Origin of the sequence: Aeromonas sp. NJAU223 (genome assembly GCF_051125555.1) — a bacterium.
Taxonomy (GTDB): Bacteria; Pseudomonadota; Gammaproteobacteria; order Enterobacterales; family Aeromonadaceae; genus Aeromonas; species Aeromonas veronii_G.
Window position 1 is genome coordinate 2,627,224 of the sequence record NZ_CP144204.1, and the last position, 15,450, is coordinate 2,642,673.

At 64.8% G+C, this 15,450-nt stretch carries 13 protein-coding genes and 1 other RNA gene; 8 read left to right on the forward strand and 6 right to left on the reverse strand.

What is annotated here, in order from left to right; all coding sequences use genetic code 11:
- Nucleotides 1-18: 18 nt before the first annotated feature.
- Complete coding sequence (locus VZC39_RS12005) at nt 19-588, reverse strand: UPF0149 family protein (RefSeq protein ID WP_434662757.1); 570 nt, start codon at nt 586-588, stop codon at nt 19-21.
- 173 nt (nt 589-761) lie between these two features.
- Here VZC39_RS12005 and zapA point away from each other — a divergent pair, with 173 nt between their 5' ends.
- Nucleotides 762-1,094, forward strand: a complete 333-nt coding sequence (gene zapA, locus VZC39_RS12010) for a cell division protein ZapA (RefSeq protein ID WP_349918136.1) — start codon at nt 762-764, stop codon at nt 1,092-1,094.
- A gap of 16 nt (nt 1,095-1,110) precedes the next feature.
- Nucleotides 1,111-1,292, forward strand: a non-coding RNA gene (gene ssrS / locus VZC39_RS12015) — 6S RNA.
- A 226-nt stretch (nt 1,293-1,518) separates the two neighbouring features.
- On the opposite strand, the gene emrD is transcribed toward ssrS, so the two are convergent.
- From emrD to VZC39_RS12040, 5 genes are all read right to left on the reverse strand, one after another.
- Complete coding sequence (gene emrD / locus VZC39_RS12020; RefSeq protein WP_349918137.1) at nt 1,519-2,718, reverse strand: multidrug efflux MFS transporter EmrD; 1,200 nt, start codon at nt 2,716-2,718, stop codon at nt 1,519-1,521.
- Nucleotides 2,719-2,996: 278 nt separating this feature from the next.
- A complete protein-coding gene (locus VZC39_RS12025; RefSeq protein WP_434662760.1) occupies nt 2,997-4,424 on the reverse strand; it encodes an ABC transporter ATP-binding protein in 1,428 nt (475 codons plus the stop codon).
- Entirely contained in the window at nt 4,421-5,257 is an 837-nt protein-coding gene (locus VZC39_RS12030) for an ABC transporter permease (RefSeq protein ID WP_434662762.1), read from the reverse strand. Before VZC39_RS12030 ends, VZC39_RS12025 begins: the two co-directional genes overlap by 4 nt.
- Nucleotides 5,258-5,259: 2 nt before the next feature.
- Nucleotides 5,260-6,222 carry an ABC transporter permease gene (locus VZC39_RS12035; RefSeq protein ID WP_434662765.1) on the reverse strand — a complete coding sequence of 321 codons (963 nt, stop codon included), beginning with the start codon at nt 6,220-6,222 and terminating at the stop codon, nt 5,260-5,262.
- Entirely contained in the window at nt 6,219-7,745 is a 1,527-nt protein-coding gene (locus tag VZC39_RS12040; RefSeq protein WP_434662767.1) for an ABC transporter substrate-binding protein, read from the reverse strand. The genes VZC39_RS12035 and VZC39_RS12040 overlap by 4 nt, the downstream gene beginning before the upstream one ends.
- Nucleotides 7,746-8,475: 730 nt before the next feature.
- Between VZC39_RS12040 and VZC39_RS12045 the strand changes: the two genes are divergently transcribed.
- From VZC39_RS12045 to VZC39_RS12070, 6 genes are all read left to right on the forward strand, one after another.
- Nucleotides 8,476-9,492, forward strand: a complete 1,017-nt coding sequence (locus VZC39_RS12045) for a LacI family DNA-binding transcriptional regulator (RefSeq protein ID WP_434662769.1) — start codon at nt 8,476-8,478, stop codon at nt 9,490-9,492.
- A gap of 49 nt (nt 9,493-9,541) precedes the next feature.
- Complete coding sequence (locus VZC39_RS12050; RefSeq protein WP_434662772.1) at nt 9,542-11,029, forward strand: sugar ABC transporter ATP-binding protein; 1,488 nt, start codon at nt 9,542-9,544, stop codon at nt 11,027-11,029.
- A complete protein-coding gene (locus VZC39_RS12055) occupies nt 11,010-12,002 on the forward strand; it encodes an ABC transporter permease (protein ID WP_434662775.1) in 993 nt (330 codons plus the stop codon). Before VZC39_RS12050 ends, VZC39_RS12055 begins: the two co-directional genes overlap by 20 nt.
- A gap of 70 nt (nt 12,003-12,072) precedes the next feature.
- Nucleotides 12,073-13,053: a substrate-binding domain-containing protein gene (locus tag VZC39_RS12060; RefSeq protein ID WP_434662778.1), complete on the forward strand. Its 981-nt coding sequence runs from the start codon at nt 12,073-12,075 to the stop codon at nt 13,051-13,053.
- Between the two features lie 82 nt (nt 13,054-13,135).
- A complete protein-coding gene (locus VZC39_RS12065; protein ID WP_434662781.1) occupies nt 13,136-14,218 on the forward strand; it encodes a sugar phosphate isomerase/epimerase family protein in 1,083 nt (360 codons plus the stop codon).
- Nucleotides 14,215-15,360, forward strand: coding sequence for a Gfo/Idh/MocA family protein (locus VZC39_RS12070; protein ID WP_434662784.1), 1,146 nt, complete (start codon nt 14,215-14,217; stop codon nt 15,358-15,360). Before VZC39_RS12065 ends, VZC39_RS12070 begins: the two co-directional genes overlap by 4 nt.
- Nucleotides 15,361-15,450 lie beyond the last annotated feature (90 nt).

Here is a 15,450-nt window from a genome sequence, read left to right on the forward strand (position 1 = left end):
TCAACGATTGGCGAGGGGTCAGTGCAGGGTCGGCGGCGTGCTCGGGGTCTGCGGGCGCTTGCCAAACTCCTCGAACGCCATCATGACGCCGAGGCGCACGTGCTCGTAGAGCACCAGGAAGGAGGCTTCGTTCTCCTCGTCCTCCTGATCGAACTCGGCGCTCACCTGGGTGATGCTGGCGATGTCCTGGATCATCTCCTGCAGCTCTTCCGAAGCCCGGGAGAGCTCCTGCTGCACCACACCGAAACCGGCGAGGAAGGCCTGGGACCAGTCCACCAGCGAATCGATGCGCTCGTCCAGCGGTGCCTCATCGCTTGGCAGCAGCAGCTCGACACCCTTCTGGGCCATCAGGCTCTCGATGACGCCCTGATAGAGATCGGTCATCACCTGGCGCACCGGGGCCGGCAGACCGAAACCGTCGTTGACCAAATCGTTGAAGGGCGGCAGCCAGCTCTTGTCGTCCAGCACCACGCCACCGCAGATCAGACCACAGATGACGCCATGGGCCTCGACAGCCGTCGCCATCAGCTCGTGCTGCTCCATCAGGTCGGCCACGGCCGCGTATTTCAGGGGGGTTGCTTTGCTCATCTAAGATCCGCTCAAAGTTCAGGCAAATATGCGAAATTTATGGTCAGGATCCTAGCATTCTCCCCCTTCCAGAGCCAGCAAGGCCTTGAAACTTCTGCATCTGCGCTATATAGTCCCGCCCAGTTGTCCACGTGGATAAAGGCGGAGAAAAGCCCCGCCGTATTGAGGAAGGCATGAGCATAGAGGCCGTAGAAATCGTCATTCTGGGACGTCCCTACAAAGTATCCTGTCCCCTGGGACAACAGGACGCCCTGCGCCAGGCCGCCGACCAGTTGTCGGACAAGCTCATCGACTTGCGTCAGCGTTCCAAGGTCTCCAGCAACGAACAGCTGGCGGTGATGGCGGCGCTCAACTTCTGTCATGAGCTTTGCCTTGAAAAAGAGAAAAACCACCAATACTCTGAGACCATGGACAAGCGGATCAAGATGCTGCAACGCACCATAGAAGCAGCCCTGATCGAGCACGGACAATATGGCGAGTCCAATGAAGAGGGCCTGCAGCCCTAATCGCCACCCGTTTTAAAATTCCCTGGAGTGTTTGTCAGCCGGTTCAAGTCCCCGAGCCGATATTCATACCAAACAGGGGATCTGCCTTCTGGCTATTGCGCATGCTCGGCTCGACCGAGAAGCCTGCGGTCAGACTCGATCCCCGCCTTGAACTCACGGTTCAAGGGCCCAAACCGGCAACGGCATTCCGGGGTGCCAACTCAAAAAGCCCGTCAGTATCTGACGGGCTTTTTCTTTGCCTGATTTCTGCCTGCATGGCAATTTCCACCACTACCACACCAAAAACCAGCCACCCATGACTGCCATATTGCATCAAGGCAGCGTTTATCTCTGCACCACCCTGCCCCCATTCCCGCCGTTTCACGGGGTCGGCGCATAAAAAAGCCCGCCGGTTGAGGGGCGGGCTTGGGTATTCAAGCGGCTGTCACACGGCCATCTGCTCGTGGGGTGAGCCGTGATGGCGCAACCAGAGGAAGCTCAAGGCCACGATCAGCACCATCACCGTCATGATGGCCCCCAGGGTCAGCTGACCCTGCATGGGGAAGCTGGCCGCCAGCAGGGTGACGATGCCCGCCCCCAGGTTCTGCATGCCGCCGAGGATGGCACCGGCCGTCCCCGCCTGACCCGGGAAGGGCTCGATGGCGCAGGAGGTCGCGGTCGGATAGAGAATGCCGCTGCCGATGAAGTAGACGGCCGCACCGCCCACCAGGGAGGCTGCACTCACCAGACCGAACAGACCCGGCAACAGGATGATGAGCGACCCCAGTCCCAGGAAGGCGATGCCAAGGCGCATCAGCTTGCCCTGACTCAGGCGATAGCTCAGGCGAGCCGAGAGCCAGGCGCCGAACAGGTAGCCGGGCAGCGGCAGCACAAACAGGACGCTGACGGTGCGGGCGCTCAGTTTGAGCACATCGCCGAGCAGCACTCCGGCCGCCGCCTCGAACACCGCCAGCCCCGCGAAGGTCGCCATCAGACAGAGCAGGTTGCCCTGGAAGCGCGGATTGCCGAGCACGTGGCGATAGGCGGCACTGACCCGCAGCGGCTGCTGGCGGGCAGCCTCGGGCAGGGTCTCGGCGAACCAGAGCAGCAACGCCAATGTGGTCAGGGCGCCGAAGCCGAACAGGAACCAGTAACCGGCGCGCCAGTTGAACAGTTCGGTCAGCCAGCCCCCCAGCACCGGCGCCAGCAGCGGGGAGAAGATCACCCCCATGCTCACCAGGCTGTTGGCCCGGTTGAGCTCGGCGCCGCTGTAGCGATCCCGCATCACGGTACGGCTCATGGCGCCGCCCGCCCCCGTGCCCAGCCCCTGGATGAAGCTGCCGGCCAGCAGGGCCGCGAAGTGCGGGATCAGCTGGATGGTCAGGGTACCCACCAGGAACACCATCATGCCGATGATCAACACCGGGCGGCGACCGATGCGATCGGAGAGCGGCCCGTAGACGAACTGGGAGAGGCCGTAGGGGATGAGGTAGCAAGCCATCACCGCCTGCAGCTGGCCGGAGGCCACGTGGAAGTCCCCCGCCATCATGGGAATGGAGGGGACATACAGGGTCTGGGTCATCTGACCCACGGCGACCATCAATATGGTCAGGAAAAACAGGGGATAGAAGCTGTGCCGATTCATAGCTGTTGTCCGCAAATCATCAAAATGCTGCCACGCCCCTGGCAGAGGGCTGCAAGGGGATCCAAACAAGGTCACTGAGGGTAAACACACAAGGCGGAGGACCCGCACCTGCCAGGAGCAGGACGCTCTGCTGGCAGCGGCAATATTAGTGATTCATGTCACAAAAAACGAACGAATCTTTATAATCTTCTTTCCATAGTTTTTCTAATGTGACGGGGCGCATGGCCCCGTCGATGCTGAAAATCAGCAGGTTATCTGTGCCTCTCCCGGGTCGCCGCTCATCCACAGGCCGCCAGGGCGGGCCGGGCGGATGCGACTGGCTGGGCCCCCTGGCCGAGGCGCAAGCAACGCTCACCCATCTTGATGGCCAGATCCTCGTCGTGGGTCACCAGCAAGAGGGCGCAGCCTATCTCGCCGAGGGCCCCGTCGAGGCAGGCCATGGTCTGCTGTTGGCTGAGGGGATCCAGCCTCGAGGTCGGTTCGTCGGCAAACAGCAGCACGGGGCGCAACAACAGGGCCCGGATGAGGGAGAGCCGCTGCAGCTCGCCGCCGGAAACCTGATTCGGCAACCGCGCGAGCAGCCGGGGGCTGAGCCCGAGCTGTTCCAGATAGGCGTCCAGCATGGCGCCGGAGAGACGGTGGCGCCGCAGCAGATCCTCGAACAGGGTGCCAAGGCTCACCCGGCTGGCGAAGGCCTGCACCGGATCCTGATAGAGCTTCTGCCAGCGATGGGCCTCAATCCCCTCCCGGCGCCGTACCCGCCCGGCCCGCGGCCGTTGCAACCCGAGCAGCAGATTGCCGAGGGTGCTCTTGCCGACGCCACTCGGCGCCATGATGGCCAGTCGCTCCCCCTCGGCTATCTGCACATCGAGCCCCTCGAACAGGGTGTGCTCCCCGTACCCCATGCCGAGCCCCTCCCCCTTGAGCAGCCACTCCCCCTTGGCCGGGAAGCGGGGCACGGGCCAGGCCGCTGGCTCCGCCGCCAGCAGCTGGCGGGTATAGGGGTGGAGGGGGTGGTGCAATACCCGCTCGGCAGGCCCCTGCTCCACCACTTCCCCGCCCCGGATCACCAGCACCCAGCCCCCCAGAGCCCTGGCCAGGGCGAGATCATGGGTGATGGTCAGCAGGTGGCGGGATTCGGCGAGGTAGCCCAGCAGCCGTTGCTGCAAGTGAGCACGGGCCTGGCTGTCGAGCCCCTTGCTGGGTTCATCGGCGATGAGCAGGCGCGCCTGCCCCAGGGTGGCGGCGGCAAAGGCCGCTCGCTGGGCCATGCCGCCGGAGATCTGGTGCGGGAAGTGGCGCTCGCGCCCATCGAGCCCCAGCCCTAACAAGGCGGCCCTGGCCCGCACTCTGGCCTCCTGCCGCGCACCGAGCCACCCCTCCTCCACCTGGCGCAGCAGCCCCATGGTGGGATCCAGCGCCAGCACCGGCTCCTGGGGCAGCATGGCGAGCTCCCGTCCCCAGAGGGCGCGCAGCCGCTCCGGCGCCCCCAGGCTGTAGTGCCGACCCGCCAGCGACAGCTGCCCCTGGGCGCCGAGCGGTTCGGGCAGGGTGCCCATCAGGGCATGGGCCAGCAGGGACTTGCCGGAGCCGCTCTCCCCGATCAGGGTCAAGGCCTGCCCCGGCGAGAGCTGCAAGTCCAGCTCCTGCAACAGTACCCGGTGACCATCGTCGACCTTGAGACCTTCGATATGAATGACGCTCATGACTGTACTCCTGCATTCACTGGCTGCATTGACCCCAACGGGGATGGCTCACTCTCCTGGCGCTTCGCGCCCTGCGTGAGCAACACCAGAGCCAGCAACATCAGTCCCATCACGGCGATGGGGGCCAGCAGCAGGCGGGGCGCCTCCTGATAATGGGGCAGTGCCTCTGTCATCATCAGCCCGAGTTCGGGCGTGGGAGGTTGAATGCCCACCCCGACGAAGCCCAGGGTTGAGAGGGTCAGGATGGCCCCGGCGAGGCCGAAGGCCATCATGGTGAGCAGTTGGGGAGCCAGTTCGGGCCAGAGGTGGCGACGAATCACATAGCCGTTGCCAAAGCCGAGCAGACGGGAAGCCTCCACCTGGGGAGAGACCAGCAGGGTGCGGCTACGGGCCCGCACCACCCGGTAGTACTCCACCCACTGGGCCATGGCCAGACCGAAATAGAGGATGGCAAAACCGCCCTGGGCCATGGCGGAGAAGAGCAGCACCAGCAGCAGGCTGGGCAGGGCCAGCACGCCGTCGGCCAGACTGCGCAGCAGGCCGTCCAGCCAGCCACCGCGCCAGGCGCTGAGCCAACCGAGCAGGCAGCCGAGCAAGGCGGCGGTGAGTACGCACAGCAACCCCAGGGTGAGGGAGAGGCGGGTGGCCGAAGCCAGCCGCGCCATCAGGCTGCGCCCCATCTGATCCTGCCCCAATGGCTCTTGCCAGGAGGGGCCGGCCAGGAAGCGGGAGAGATCCTGCGCCGCCGGATCGGCCCAGACGAGGGGCGACAGCAGGGCAAACAGCACCATCAGCAACAGCAGGAGCAGGCCTGCCTTGAATGAAGAGGACATGATCAGGACTCCTTGGAACCGCGGGGATCGATGAGCAGGCAAAGCAGGTCGGTGATGGTATTGAGCAGCACGAAGAGCGCCGCCAGCACCAACACAGTGCCCTGCACCATGGGCACATCGCGCCAGAAGACGGCGTGCACCAGGGCGTGGCCGATGCCGGGCCAGGCAAACAGGCTCTCCACGACCACGACCCCTTCGATGAGCAGCACCAACTGCACGCTGGTGTAGGCGATGACGCTGACCCCGCTGTTGCGCAGGCCATGACGCCAGAAGACCCGCCAGGGAGAGAGCCCCTTGGTCCGGGCGAAGCGATAGTAAGGGGACGTCACCACCCCCAGCACGCTCTCGCGCACCACCCGGGCCAGCACGCCGGAGAGGCCGAGCCCCAGGGTCAGGGCGGGCAGCCAGATGTTGTGCCCCTCCCCGTGACCGGCGGCACTGAGCCAGCCGAGCTTGGCGGAGATCGTCACCATCAGCACCAGACCGAGCAGGAAGGGAGGCAGTGCCCGCATCAGCACGCTCCAGCCCAGAGTCAGGCGATCGCAGATCCCGCCCGGGCGCAGGGCGCTCAGGCTGCCCAGCGGCAGGGCCAGCAGGAGAGCCAGGGCCACGGCCGTCAGCGCCAGGGAGAGGGTCGCCCCCAGGTGATGGGTTATCTCCCCCGCCACCGGCGCGCCCGTCACCAGTGAGTTGCCCAGATCCCCCTGCAGCAAGGCCCAGAGCCAGTCGCCGAAGCGACCGAGGGCCGATCCCGCCAGCCCCAGCTCGGCGCGCACCGCAGCGGCAGCTTCGGCGGTGACATAGTCATAGCCATAGCGACCGGCGGCGATACGAAAGGCGATATCCCCGGGCAGGGACTGCACCATCAGAAAGCAGAGACCCGCCACCAGCAGGGCCACCATCATGGCCTGCAGCAAGCGCTGGCTCAGGATCCCCATCACGGCACTCATCGAGATGCTGCTCATTTCTCGCTCCAGGAGAGCTGGGTCAGGTAGTAGCTGCGCTCCTGGGGATCCAGTTCAAAGCCGTTGAGAGCCCGGCTTACCGCCGCACTCTGGCGATACCAGGCAAGCGGCAGCAGCGGCAGCTCCTGTTGCAAGGTGGTGGCGATGTCCCGGCGCAGCAGGGCGGCTTCGTCAGCGGCCAGCTTGCCCCGTCCAAGCTCGGCAAGCTGGCTGGTCAGCGTGGGGGATTGCCAGTTCATCACCCCCCAGTCGGCACCGCCAGGGGCCAAGTCCCCCAGCAGGGTCACCAGGGGATCCGGCACCAGGGCGTAATTGCGGGCATAGAGACCTAGCTGGAGGGAGCCATCCTGATGACCCGCCGGGATCTCGCTCGAGTTCCCCACCGCCACCTTGAGATCGATCCCCACCGCCTTCCACTGGGCCTGCAGTGCGGTGGCCAGCAGCGGCAGCTCCGGCCTGTCCGGGAAGGTGCGCAGGGTCAGGGCAAAACGCTCGCCCCCCTTTTGCAGCACGCCCTCACTCCCCTTGTGCCAGCCCGCCGCCGCGAAGGCCGCCTCGGCCGCCTTGACGTCATAGGCCAACGGGCTCAGCCCTGGCTGATGCCAGTCACGCAAACTCGGGGGGAAGAGCTGGGTCGCCGCCATCTCGGGATCGCGCAGCAGCGCCGTTGCCATGCCGACCCGATCGGTGGCCAGACTGAGGGCGCGGCGCACGGCGGGATCGCTCAGACGCGAGTCGGAGCCGTTCAACTTGAGCTGAATGGTGCGCGGCAGAGTGACCGAGGCGATCTCCACCCGGGGTGCCTGCTGCAGACGGCGGATGCTCACCGGATCCAGCCCCCATGCGATATCGGCCTGACCACTCTCGGCCATCAGGGTGCGGCTCTCGGGACGCCCGACCGTGAGATAACTTACCTTCTCGATGGCAGGCTTGGGTCCATCCCAGCCATCGAAACGGGTGGTTTCGACCCGCTGGGGCTGCTGCAACCGGGTTACCTGATAAGGCCCCGAGCCGATGACCCGGGTCACCTGCCCCTTGTCGTCATACGCAGCCCTGGCCAGGATCTGGGTGCTGGGGTGGGCCAGCACGGCGGCCAGGGGAGCAAATGGTTCGTGCAGGATGACCATGAGGGCCCCCTCCCTGGCTTCGATGGCCGCGATGGGCGCGCTTTGCAATACCCCGGGTTTTCGCCAGGCCTGTTGCAGAGCCCAGGCAGCTTGCGCGGCGCTCACCTCGGAACCATCGTGAAAATGGGCGTGAGGGCGCAGGGTAAAGCGCCACTGCAGACCATCTTCCGACGCAGACCAGGCGCTCGCCAGACCGGGCAGCAAGGCCCCCTTGCCATCGACCTCGACCAACGTCTCTGCCACCTGCATGCGGGTAAAGAAGACCCCGTTGCTGGCGGGATCTATGCTGTGGATCTCCCAGGGTCCCACCATGGAAAGCGGTTTGCCATGGGCGCTATTGACCCCTGCCATCAGCGCCAGGGCGCACCATACTGCATGCCTGTATCTGTTTGTCATCCTGTCCATCCAAACGAAAATCATTACCAGTTGAAAAAAACGATTCGTTATAACATAACAATAAAACATGACAGAAATGTTTTTCAACATCGATGGATATGGCCAACCAACGCGGGGCAGATGAGCGGGACTCACCCTCTGGCATGGGCGCACTCGAGAAGGAACAAGAATGGATGTGGCAACGAAAAACCTGGCTTGCCTGCATTGCGGCTCACTCTTATCGTCGCTGGCGTTGCTGGGCGCCGTCCCTGGCATAGCGGAGCAGCGGGAATGCAACACCGGAAAAGTCTTCGTTTCACACATTTTCTGGGCCCTGTGTGAGCCAGCCAGGCCGCGCCGGATGAATACAGGGCGAGATACGACAATCCCGGGTGTTCATGATTGGAGGCTAACGTCCAGAGGGCGCTTGCACGACATTCAGAAGCCGCTAAACGAGGGCCCTCAAGACACCGACGGCCAGACTTCCCCATCTGGCATGACACAAGAGACGCCCCTTTTCACCGGCCCATGCCAACAATGTCTCACTCAGAATATGAAGATGTGTCGTGATGCCCCCTTCCCCGAACCGGGATTCTTGGCTAATCCCCTAAAGTGCATGCAAGTTCAGCCCAATAGATCGTCATTAAATCAAAGACATAAATTGTTGTTATTTTTTTGTTACCAAAAACTTGCGGACTCACCTTCCCTCATCTAGAAATGTAATCGATTACATTTCACACAGGAAATCCCAATGAGCCGAGCCCCCGCCCCCGTCAATCCCGTCTCCATGGCAGCCGTGGCGGCGCGGGCCGGGGTGTCGGTCGCCACTGTCTCCCGGGTGCTCAACCAGCAGGAAGGGGTGACCGCCAAGACCCGGGCCAAGGTAAACCGCGCGATCGACGAGCTCGGCTATCGGGTCAATCAGCTCGCCACCAGCCTGCGCACCGCCAAGAGCGGGCTGCTGCTCATCATGGTGCCGGATCTCGGCAACCCCTTTTACATCGAGATTGTGCGGGGCATCGACAGGGTCGCCCGTCAGCACGGCTACTTCGTGCTGCTGTGCGACACCGGCGCAGATCCGGGTCGGGAACGCTCGGCCTTCGAGCTGCTGCGCACCCACAGGGCCGATGGCGCCATCTGTCTGGATCCCGACTCCATCCAGCAGGGGTTGAGCCAGGAGATCAATGCCCTGCCCTGGGTGGCCTGCTGCGAGTTTGATCCCGCCATGCCCGTCCCCTATGTGGGCATCGACAACCAGGGCGCGGCGGCCGAGGCGGTTCGCTATCTGCTTGGCCGCGGCCATAGCCGCATCGCACTCATCGGCGCCGACCCCGCCTACCTCTATGCCCGCCAACGGGAAGCCGGTGTTCACCAGGCCCTGGCGGAAGCGGGGCTGGTCCTGGCAGAAGAGTGGAACATCCGGGTCAGTAGCTTCAGCTTTCAGGCGGGGGCCGAGGTGGCGCAGCGGCTGCTCGACAGCCCGGCGCGCCCGACAGCCGTTTTCGCGGTCGCCGATGCCCTGGCCATCGGTTTGATGCAACGGTTGCAGGAGGCGGGTCTGCGTATCCCGGAGGACATCGCCATCATGGGATTCGATGACATCGCCCTGGCCGGGCACCTATCCCCTCCCCTCACCACCATGGCGCAGCCCATGGACGAACTGGGGGCCGAGGCGGTCCGGCTGTTGCTGCAGCGCTTGAATACCCCTGGCAGCCCACCCCCGGGACGCCTGCTCCCGCACAGCCTCGTCATCAGAGGCAGCGCCTGATGCCCTTTCACCAGCAGCCCCATGGGGCGATTGCCATAGGAAAAAACTGATGAGCCTCAGTGTCGAATTTCGCGGTGTCTACAAAGAGTTCGGCTCTATCCGGGTGCTGCACGGCGTCGACTTCAGCCTGACGGCGGGACGCGTCTATGGCCTGCTCGGGGAAAATGGCGCGGGCAAATCCACCCTGATGAAGATGCTCGCCGGTTACGAGTCCATCAGCGCAGGCGAGATCCGCATCGATGACAAGCAGTGTCACTGGGCCTCATCTCGTGAGGCAGAGCAGGCAGGCATAGTGCTGATCCATCAAGAATTCAACCTGGCCGAACACCTGACCCTGACCCAGAACCTCTTCCTCGGCCATGAGCTGAAGCGAGGCTGGTTGCTGGACGAAGCCACCATGGCCAGCCAGACCCGCCACTACTTGGAACAGGTTGGCTTGCAGCGGGATCCTTCTACCAAGGTACGGCAGCTTATCGTGGCGGAGAAACAACTCGTGGAGATTGCCAAGGCCCTGTCCCGGCAAGCGCGACTGCTCATCATGGATGAACCGACCGCCACCCTGACCCCGGCGGAAACGACGCGGCTCTTTGCCCTCATCGCCCGGCTCAAGGCCCAGGGCACCACCATCATCTACATCTCCCACAAGCTGGACGAGGTGCAGCGGGTCACCGACGAGGTGGTGGTCATGCGCGACGGCCGTTTCGTCAGCCGCGAAGAGACTGCCTCCCTCAGTCGCCAACAGATGGCGAACCTGATGGTGGGACGCGAGATGTCCGACATGTTCCCCCCAAGGCTCCCTCCCCCGCAAGGCAACGACACCGCCCTCGCGGTGAAAGGACTCTGCGTCCCCGGCTGGGTCGAGGATCTGAGCTTCGAGGTGCAAAGCGGCGAGATCTACGGCTTCGCCGGGCTGGTGGGGGCCGGGCGCACCGAGGCCTTCGAGGCCATCCTCGGCCTGCGCGAGCGCCGGGCCGGCAGCCTTTGGCTGGCGGGCAGGGAGGTGCACATCGACAGCCCGCGTGCCGCCGCGACGCAGGGCCTCACCTATCTGCCGGAGGATCGCAAGGGCAAGGGGCTGCACATCGACCTCGGGCTGACCGAGAACCTCACCCTGATGACCCTGGCGCGTTATGCCCACCCCTGGATGGACAAGGGGGCGGAGCGGGCGGCTCTCGGGCGCGCCATCGAGGAGTTCGGCATCCGGGCTGGGGCTCCTTCCATCCGGGCCCGGATGATGTCGGGGGGCAATCAGCAAAAACTGGCCCTGGCCAAATTTTTGCACCCAGACCCTCGGGTGATCGTGCTCGACGAGCCCACCCGGGGAGTCGATGTCGGCGCCAAGCGGGACATTTACTTTCTGATCCAGCGGCTCGCCGCCGAGGGACGCGCCGTCATCGTCATCTCGAGCGAGCTGATTGAACTGATCGGCCTGTGCCACCGGGTGACCGTGCTGCGGGCTGGCCGCCTGCAGGCGGTACTGCCTGCCCATCATCTGACCGAAGAGGAGTTGATCGCCCATGCAACCGGCACCTACTGATACCCGCAAGGCGCGGCTCTCCACCCTGCTCTCGGGCACGGGTCCGCTGCTGGGGCTGATCCTGCTCTGCCTGCTCGGGACCCTGCTCAACCCCGACTTCGCCACCCTGGACAACCTGCTCAACGTGCTGACCCGCACCGCCTTCATCGGCATCATCGCCGTGGGCATGACCTTCGTGATCATGTCCGGCGGCATCGATCTCTCGGTCGGCGCCATGGCGGCCCTCATCGCCGGGGCCATGATCCTCATCATGAACCAGCTCGGCACCGGGGTACTGGCGGATGCCCCTCTGCTGGTGGTGAGTCTCGGTATCGCGCTGGCCATGATACTCGGCCTGCTGTTCGGGGCCTCTCACGGCCTGCTCATTACCAGCGGCAAGATTGAGCCCTTCATCGTCACCCTCGGCACCCTCGGCATCTTCCGGGCAGTGCTGACCTACCTGGCCGATGGGGGCGCCCTGACCCTGGATGATACCCTCGGCAACGTCTACAGCCCCGTCTATTACGGCAGCCTGCTGGGGCTTCCCATTCCGGTCTGGGTCCTGCTGCTGGTCGCGCTGGCCGGGGGCTTGCTGCTCAACCGCACCGCCTTTGGCCGCCACGTACAGGCGATCGGCTCCAACGAGCAGGTGGCGCGCTACGCCGCCATCCGGGTTGATCGGGTCAAGCTGCTCACCTATGCACTGCTCGGGGTCTGCGTCGGCATCGCCACCCTGCTCTATGTGCCGCGTCTGGGCTCCGCCACCCCCACCACCGGGCTCTTGTGGGAGCTGGAAGCCATCGCCGCCGTGGTGGTGGGGGGGACCTCCCTCAAGGGAGGTGAAGGGCGCATCTTCGGCACCCTGATAGGAGCCATTCTCTTGTCGGTCATCAGCAACATCCTCAATCTGACCAGCATCATCAGCGTTTATCTCAATGCCGCGGTACAAGGGGTGGTGATCATCATGGTCGCCTTCATGCAGCGCAGGCGTTGAGCAAATAGAAGAAAGCGAGAACGAGTAACAGGCACGGCGGGGCTTATCTCGCCAGACACGGAACGGGCAGATGCCCAACAGTCAAGAGGCGATCAAGATGAACAAGATGCTACACACTCTGGGGGCTTGCGCCCTCTTGCTCGGTGCCAGCAGCGTTTCGGCAGCCGAGAAGATGACGCTGGGAGTCTCCATCCCGACCGCGACCCACAGCTTCACGGCGGGGATCGTCTGGTGGGCCAACAAGGCCAAGGAGGATCTGGAGAAGGCACATCCCGACCTCAAGGTGATCGTCAAGACCGCCGCCACGGCGCCGGATCAGGCCAACCAGCTGCAGGATCTGCTGACGGTCAACAAGATAGATACCCTGGTCATCTTCCCCTTCGAGTCGGCCTCCCTGACCAAGCCGGTGGCCCAGGTCAAACAGAAGGGGGTCTATGTCACCGTGGTGGATCGGGGCCTCACCGACACCAGTGCCCAGGATGCCTACGTGGCCGGTGACAACACCGCCTTTGGCAAGCTGCCGGCGGAGTTCATGGCCAAGACATTGAATGGCAAGGGGAACATCGTCGCCCTTCGCGGCATTCCCACCACTCTGGACAACGAACGCTTCGACGCTTTCACCAGCGTGATGAAGCAGCACGGCGACATCAAGCTCCTCGACGCCAAATATGGCAACTGGAACCGGGACGACGCCTTCAAGGTGATGCAGGACTTCCTGACCCGCTTCAAGCACATCGATGCGGTCTGGGCTGCCGATGACGACATGGCGGTGGGGGTACTCAAGGCCATCGATCAGGCCAAGCGCACCGACATCAAGCTGGTATTTGGCGGCGCCGGTGCCAAGGGAGCGATCAAGACCCTGATGGATGGCAGCGATCCCCGCATCCAGGCCAACGTCTCCTACTCCCCCAAGTTCATGTATGACGCCATCATGCTCACCGCCGAGGCTCGTCTCAAGGGTGAGCCGCTGCCGACCAATACCATCATTCCCTCGGTGCTGATCACCCCGCAGACGGCCAAGGAGTTCTACTTCCCCGACTCCCCGTTTTAAGCAACCGCTGGCGACCGGCCCCGCCGGTCGCCAAGTGGAGGTCAGTTCATCCCTTACACCACGCTTTGATGCAGGAGTGTCCATGAAGACCATCAAGGGACCGGCTCTCTTCCTCGCCCAGTTCATGGGGGACAAGCCGCCATTCGATACCCTCACCGGCCTGGCGGACTGGGCCGCCAGCCTCGGCTTTCGCGGCCTGCAACTGCCGACGGACTCGCGCCTGTTCGATCTGGCTCAGGCGGCAGCCAGCCAGGATTATTGCGACGACATCAGCGGTCTGCTGGCCGAGCGGGGGCTGGTCATCACCGAGCTCTCAACCCATCTACAGGGCCAGCTGCTGGCGGTCCACCCCGCCTATGACAGCCTGTTCGACGGCTTCGCCCCCCCGGCGGTGCGCGGCAATCCCGCCGCCCGCACCCGATGGGCCGCCGATCAGCTCAAGGCCGCCGCCATCGCCTCCAGGCGGCTCGGCCTCAGTGCCCACGTCACCTTCTCCGGTGCCCTCGCCTGGCCCTACCTCTATCCCTGGCCCCAGCGCCCCGCCGGGCTCGTCGAGGAGGCCTTCGCCGAGCTCGCCCGCCGCTGGCTGCCGCTGCTTCACGCCTTCGACGAAGCCGGAGTGGATCTCTGTTATGAGCTGCACCCGGGGGAGGATCTGTTCGACGGTGCGACTTTTGAGCGCTTCCTCGAAGCCACCGGCGAGCATCCACGGGTCAACGTGCTCTACGATCCCAGCCACATGCTGCTGCAGCAGCTCGATTACCTCGCCTTCCTCGACCTCTATCACGAGCGGGTGCGCGCCTTCCACGTGAAGGATGCCGAATTCAGACCCTCGGGGCGCCAGGGCGTCTACGGGGGCTACGCCCCCTGGCTGGGACGGGCGGGACGTTTTCGCTCCCTGGGAGATGGCCAGATAGACTTCGGCGCCATCTTCAGCAAGCTCGCCCAGTACGACTACCCCGGCTGGGCGGTGCTGGAGTGGGAATGCGCCCTCAAGCATCCGGAAGACGGTGCCGCCGAGGGGGCCGACTTCATCCGCCGCCATATCATCCGGGTCGCCGAACACGCCTTCGATGATTTCGCCGGCAGTGGCCTGGCACCAGAAGCGCTGCAAAACCTGCTCGGACTCACAGCCCCCACCGGCAAGGGAGGAGAAACCTCATGACGAGACGACTGCGCCTGGGCATGGTGGGGGGCGGCCAGGGGGCCTTCATCGGCGCCGTCCATCGTCTGGCCGCCCGCATGGACGATCAGTATGAGCTGCTCGCCGCCGCCCTCTCCGCCGACCCCGCCAACGCCCGGGCGAGTGCCCTCGCTCTCGGGCTGGATCCGGCCCGCGCTTACGAGGATTTCGCCCGCATGGCCCGGGCGGAGGCGGCCAGAGCCGACGGCATCGAGGTGGTGGCCATCACCACCCCGAACCACCTGCACGCCCCGGTGGCGCGCGCCTTCCTGCAAGCCGGGATCCACGTCATCTGTGACAAGCCGCTGGCGCTGACCCTGGCCGAGGGGGAAGATCTCGCCCGCCTCGCCCGCCAGCAGCGGCGGCTGTTCGCCCTCACCCACACCTATTCGGGCTACCCCATGGTGCGCCACGCCCGCGAGCTGGTCGCCGCCGGGGCCTTGGGGGAGCTGCGCTATCTGCAGGTGGAGTACCTGCAGGACTGGCTCGCCAACCCCATCCCCCCCGGCCAGAACAAGCAGGCGGACTGGCGCGGGGATCCCGCCCGCGCCGGGCGGGCGGGTTGCCTCGGCGACATCGGCACCCACGCCTACCAGCTGGCGGCCTTTATCAGCGGGCAGTGGCCGAGCGAGCTCGCCGCCCAGTTGCACAGTTTCGTGCCGGATCGCCTGGTGGACGACCATCTGCAGATCTGGCTGCGCTATCCGGATGGGATACGCGGCTCGCTCAACGCGAGCCAGGTCGCCAGCGGCGAGGAGAACCGGCTGCAGATCCGCCTCTATGGCAGCAAGGCCAGCCTGGTCTTTCGCCAGGAGGCGCCGAACGAACTCTGGCTGACCCCGACCGGCGGCACCAGCCAGCGGCTGACCCGGGGCCGGGTGGCGAGCCCGGCGGCCCAGCACGCCAGCCGGGTGCCCGCCGGTCATCCCGAAGGCTATCTGGAGGCCTTCGCCCAGCTCTACACGGACGCAGCCCTGCAGATCCGCGCCCTTGAGAGCGCGCTCCCGCCGCCCCCCGAGAGTCTGGCGCTCACCACGGTCGAGGATGGGGTGGCGGGGATGCGCTTCATCGAAGCCAGCCTGGCCAGCCATGCCGCCGATGGGCGCTGGCAGCCGCTCTCTTGACATAGCGCCTGACCAAACAAAACAGATCGGGCGGCCCCTCACAAGGCGCCGCCCGGTCTGTTTCAGTGTTGCCTTTTCTCCGTCAACCGG

Bases quoted from the DNA above. Each gene is read 5' to 3' on its own strand.
- VZC39_RS12065 (WP_434662781.1), top strand. From the start codon at position 13,136: ATGAAGACCATCAAGGGACCGGCTCTCTTCCTCGCCCAGTTCATGGGG.
- VZC39_RS12070 (WP_434662784.1), top strand. From the start codon at position 14,215: ATGACGAGACGACTGCGCCTGGGCATGGTGGGGGGCGGCCAGGGGGCC.
- VZC39_RS12025 (WP_434662760.1), bottom strand. From the start codon at position 4,424: ATGAGCGTCATTCATATCGAAGGTCTCAAGGTCGACGATGGTCACCGG.
- VZC39_RS12055 (WP_434662775.1), top strand. From the start codon at position 11,010: ATGCAACCGGCACCTACTGATACCCGCAAGGCGCGGCTCTCCACCCTG.
- VZC39_RS12035 (WP_434662765.1), bottom strand. From the start codon at position 6,222: ATGAGCAGCATCTCGATGAGTGCCGTGATGGGGATCCTGAGCCAGCGC.
- VZC39_RS12040 (WP_434662767.1), bottom strand. From the start codon at position 7,745: ATGACAAACAGATACAGGCATGCAGTATGGTGCGCCCTGGCGCTGATG.
- VZC39_RS12045 (WP_434662769.1), top strand. From the start codon at position 8,476: ATGAGCCGAGCCCCCGCCCCCGTCAATCCCGTCTCCATGGCAGCCGTG.
- emrD (WP_349918137.1), bottom strand. From the start codon at position 2,718: ATGAATCGGCACAGCTTCTATCCCCTGTTTTTCCTGACCATATTGATG.
- VZC39_RS12050 (WP_434662772.1), top strand. From the start codon at position 9,542: ATGAGCCTCAGTGTCGAATTTCGCGGTGTCTACAAAGAGTTCGGCTCT.
- zapA (WP_349918136.1), top strand. From the start codon at position 762: ATGAGCATAGAGGCCGTAGAAATCGTCATTCTGGGACGTCCCTACAAA.
- VZC39_RS12030 (WP_434662762.1), bottom strand. From the start codon at position 5,257: ATGTCCTCTTCATTCAAGGCAGGCCTGCTCCTGCTGTTGCTGATGGTG.
- VZC39_RS12005 (WP_434662757.1), bottom strand. From the start codon at position 588: ATGAGCAAAGCAACCCCCCTGAAATACGCGGCCGTGGCCGACCTGATG.
- VZC39_RS12060 (WP_434662778.1), top strand. From the start codon at position 12,073: ATGCCCAACAGTCAAGAGGCGATCAAGATGAACAAGATGCTACACACT.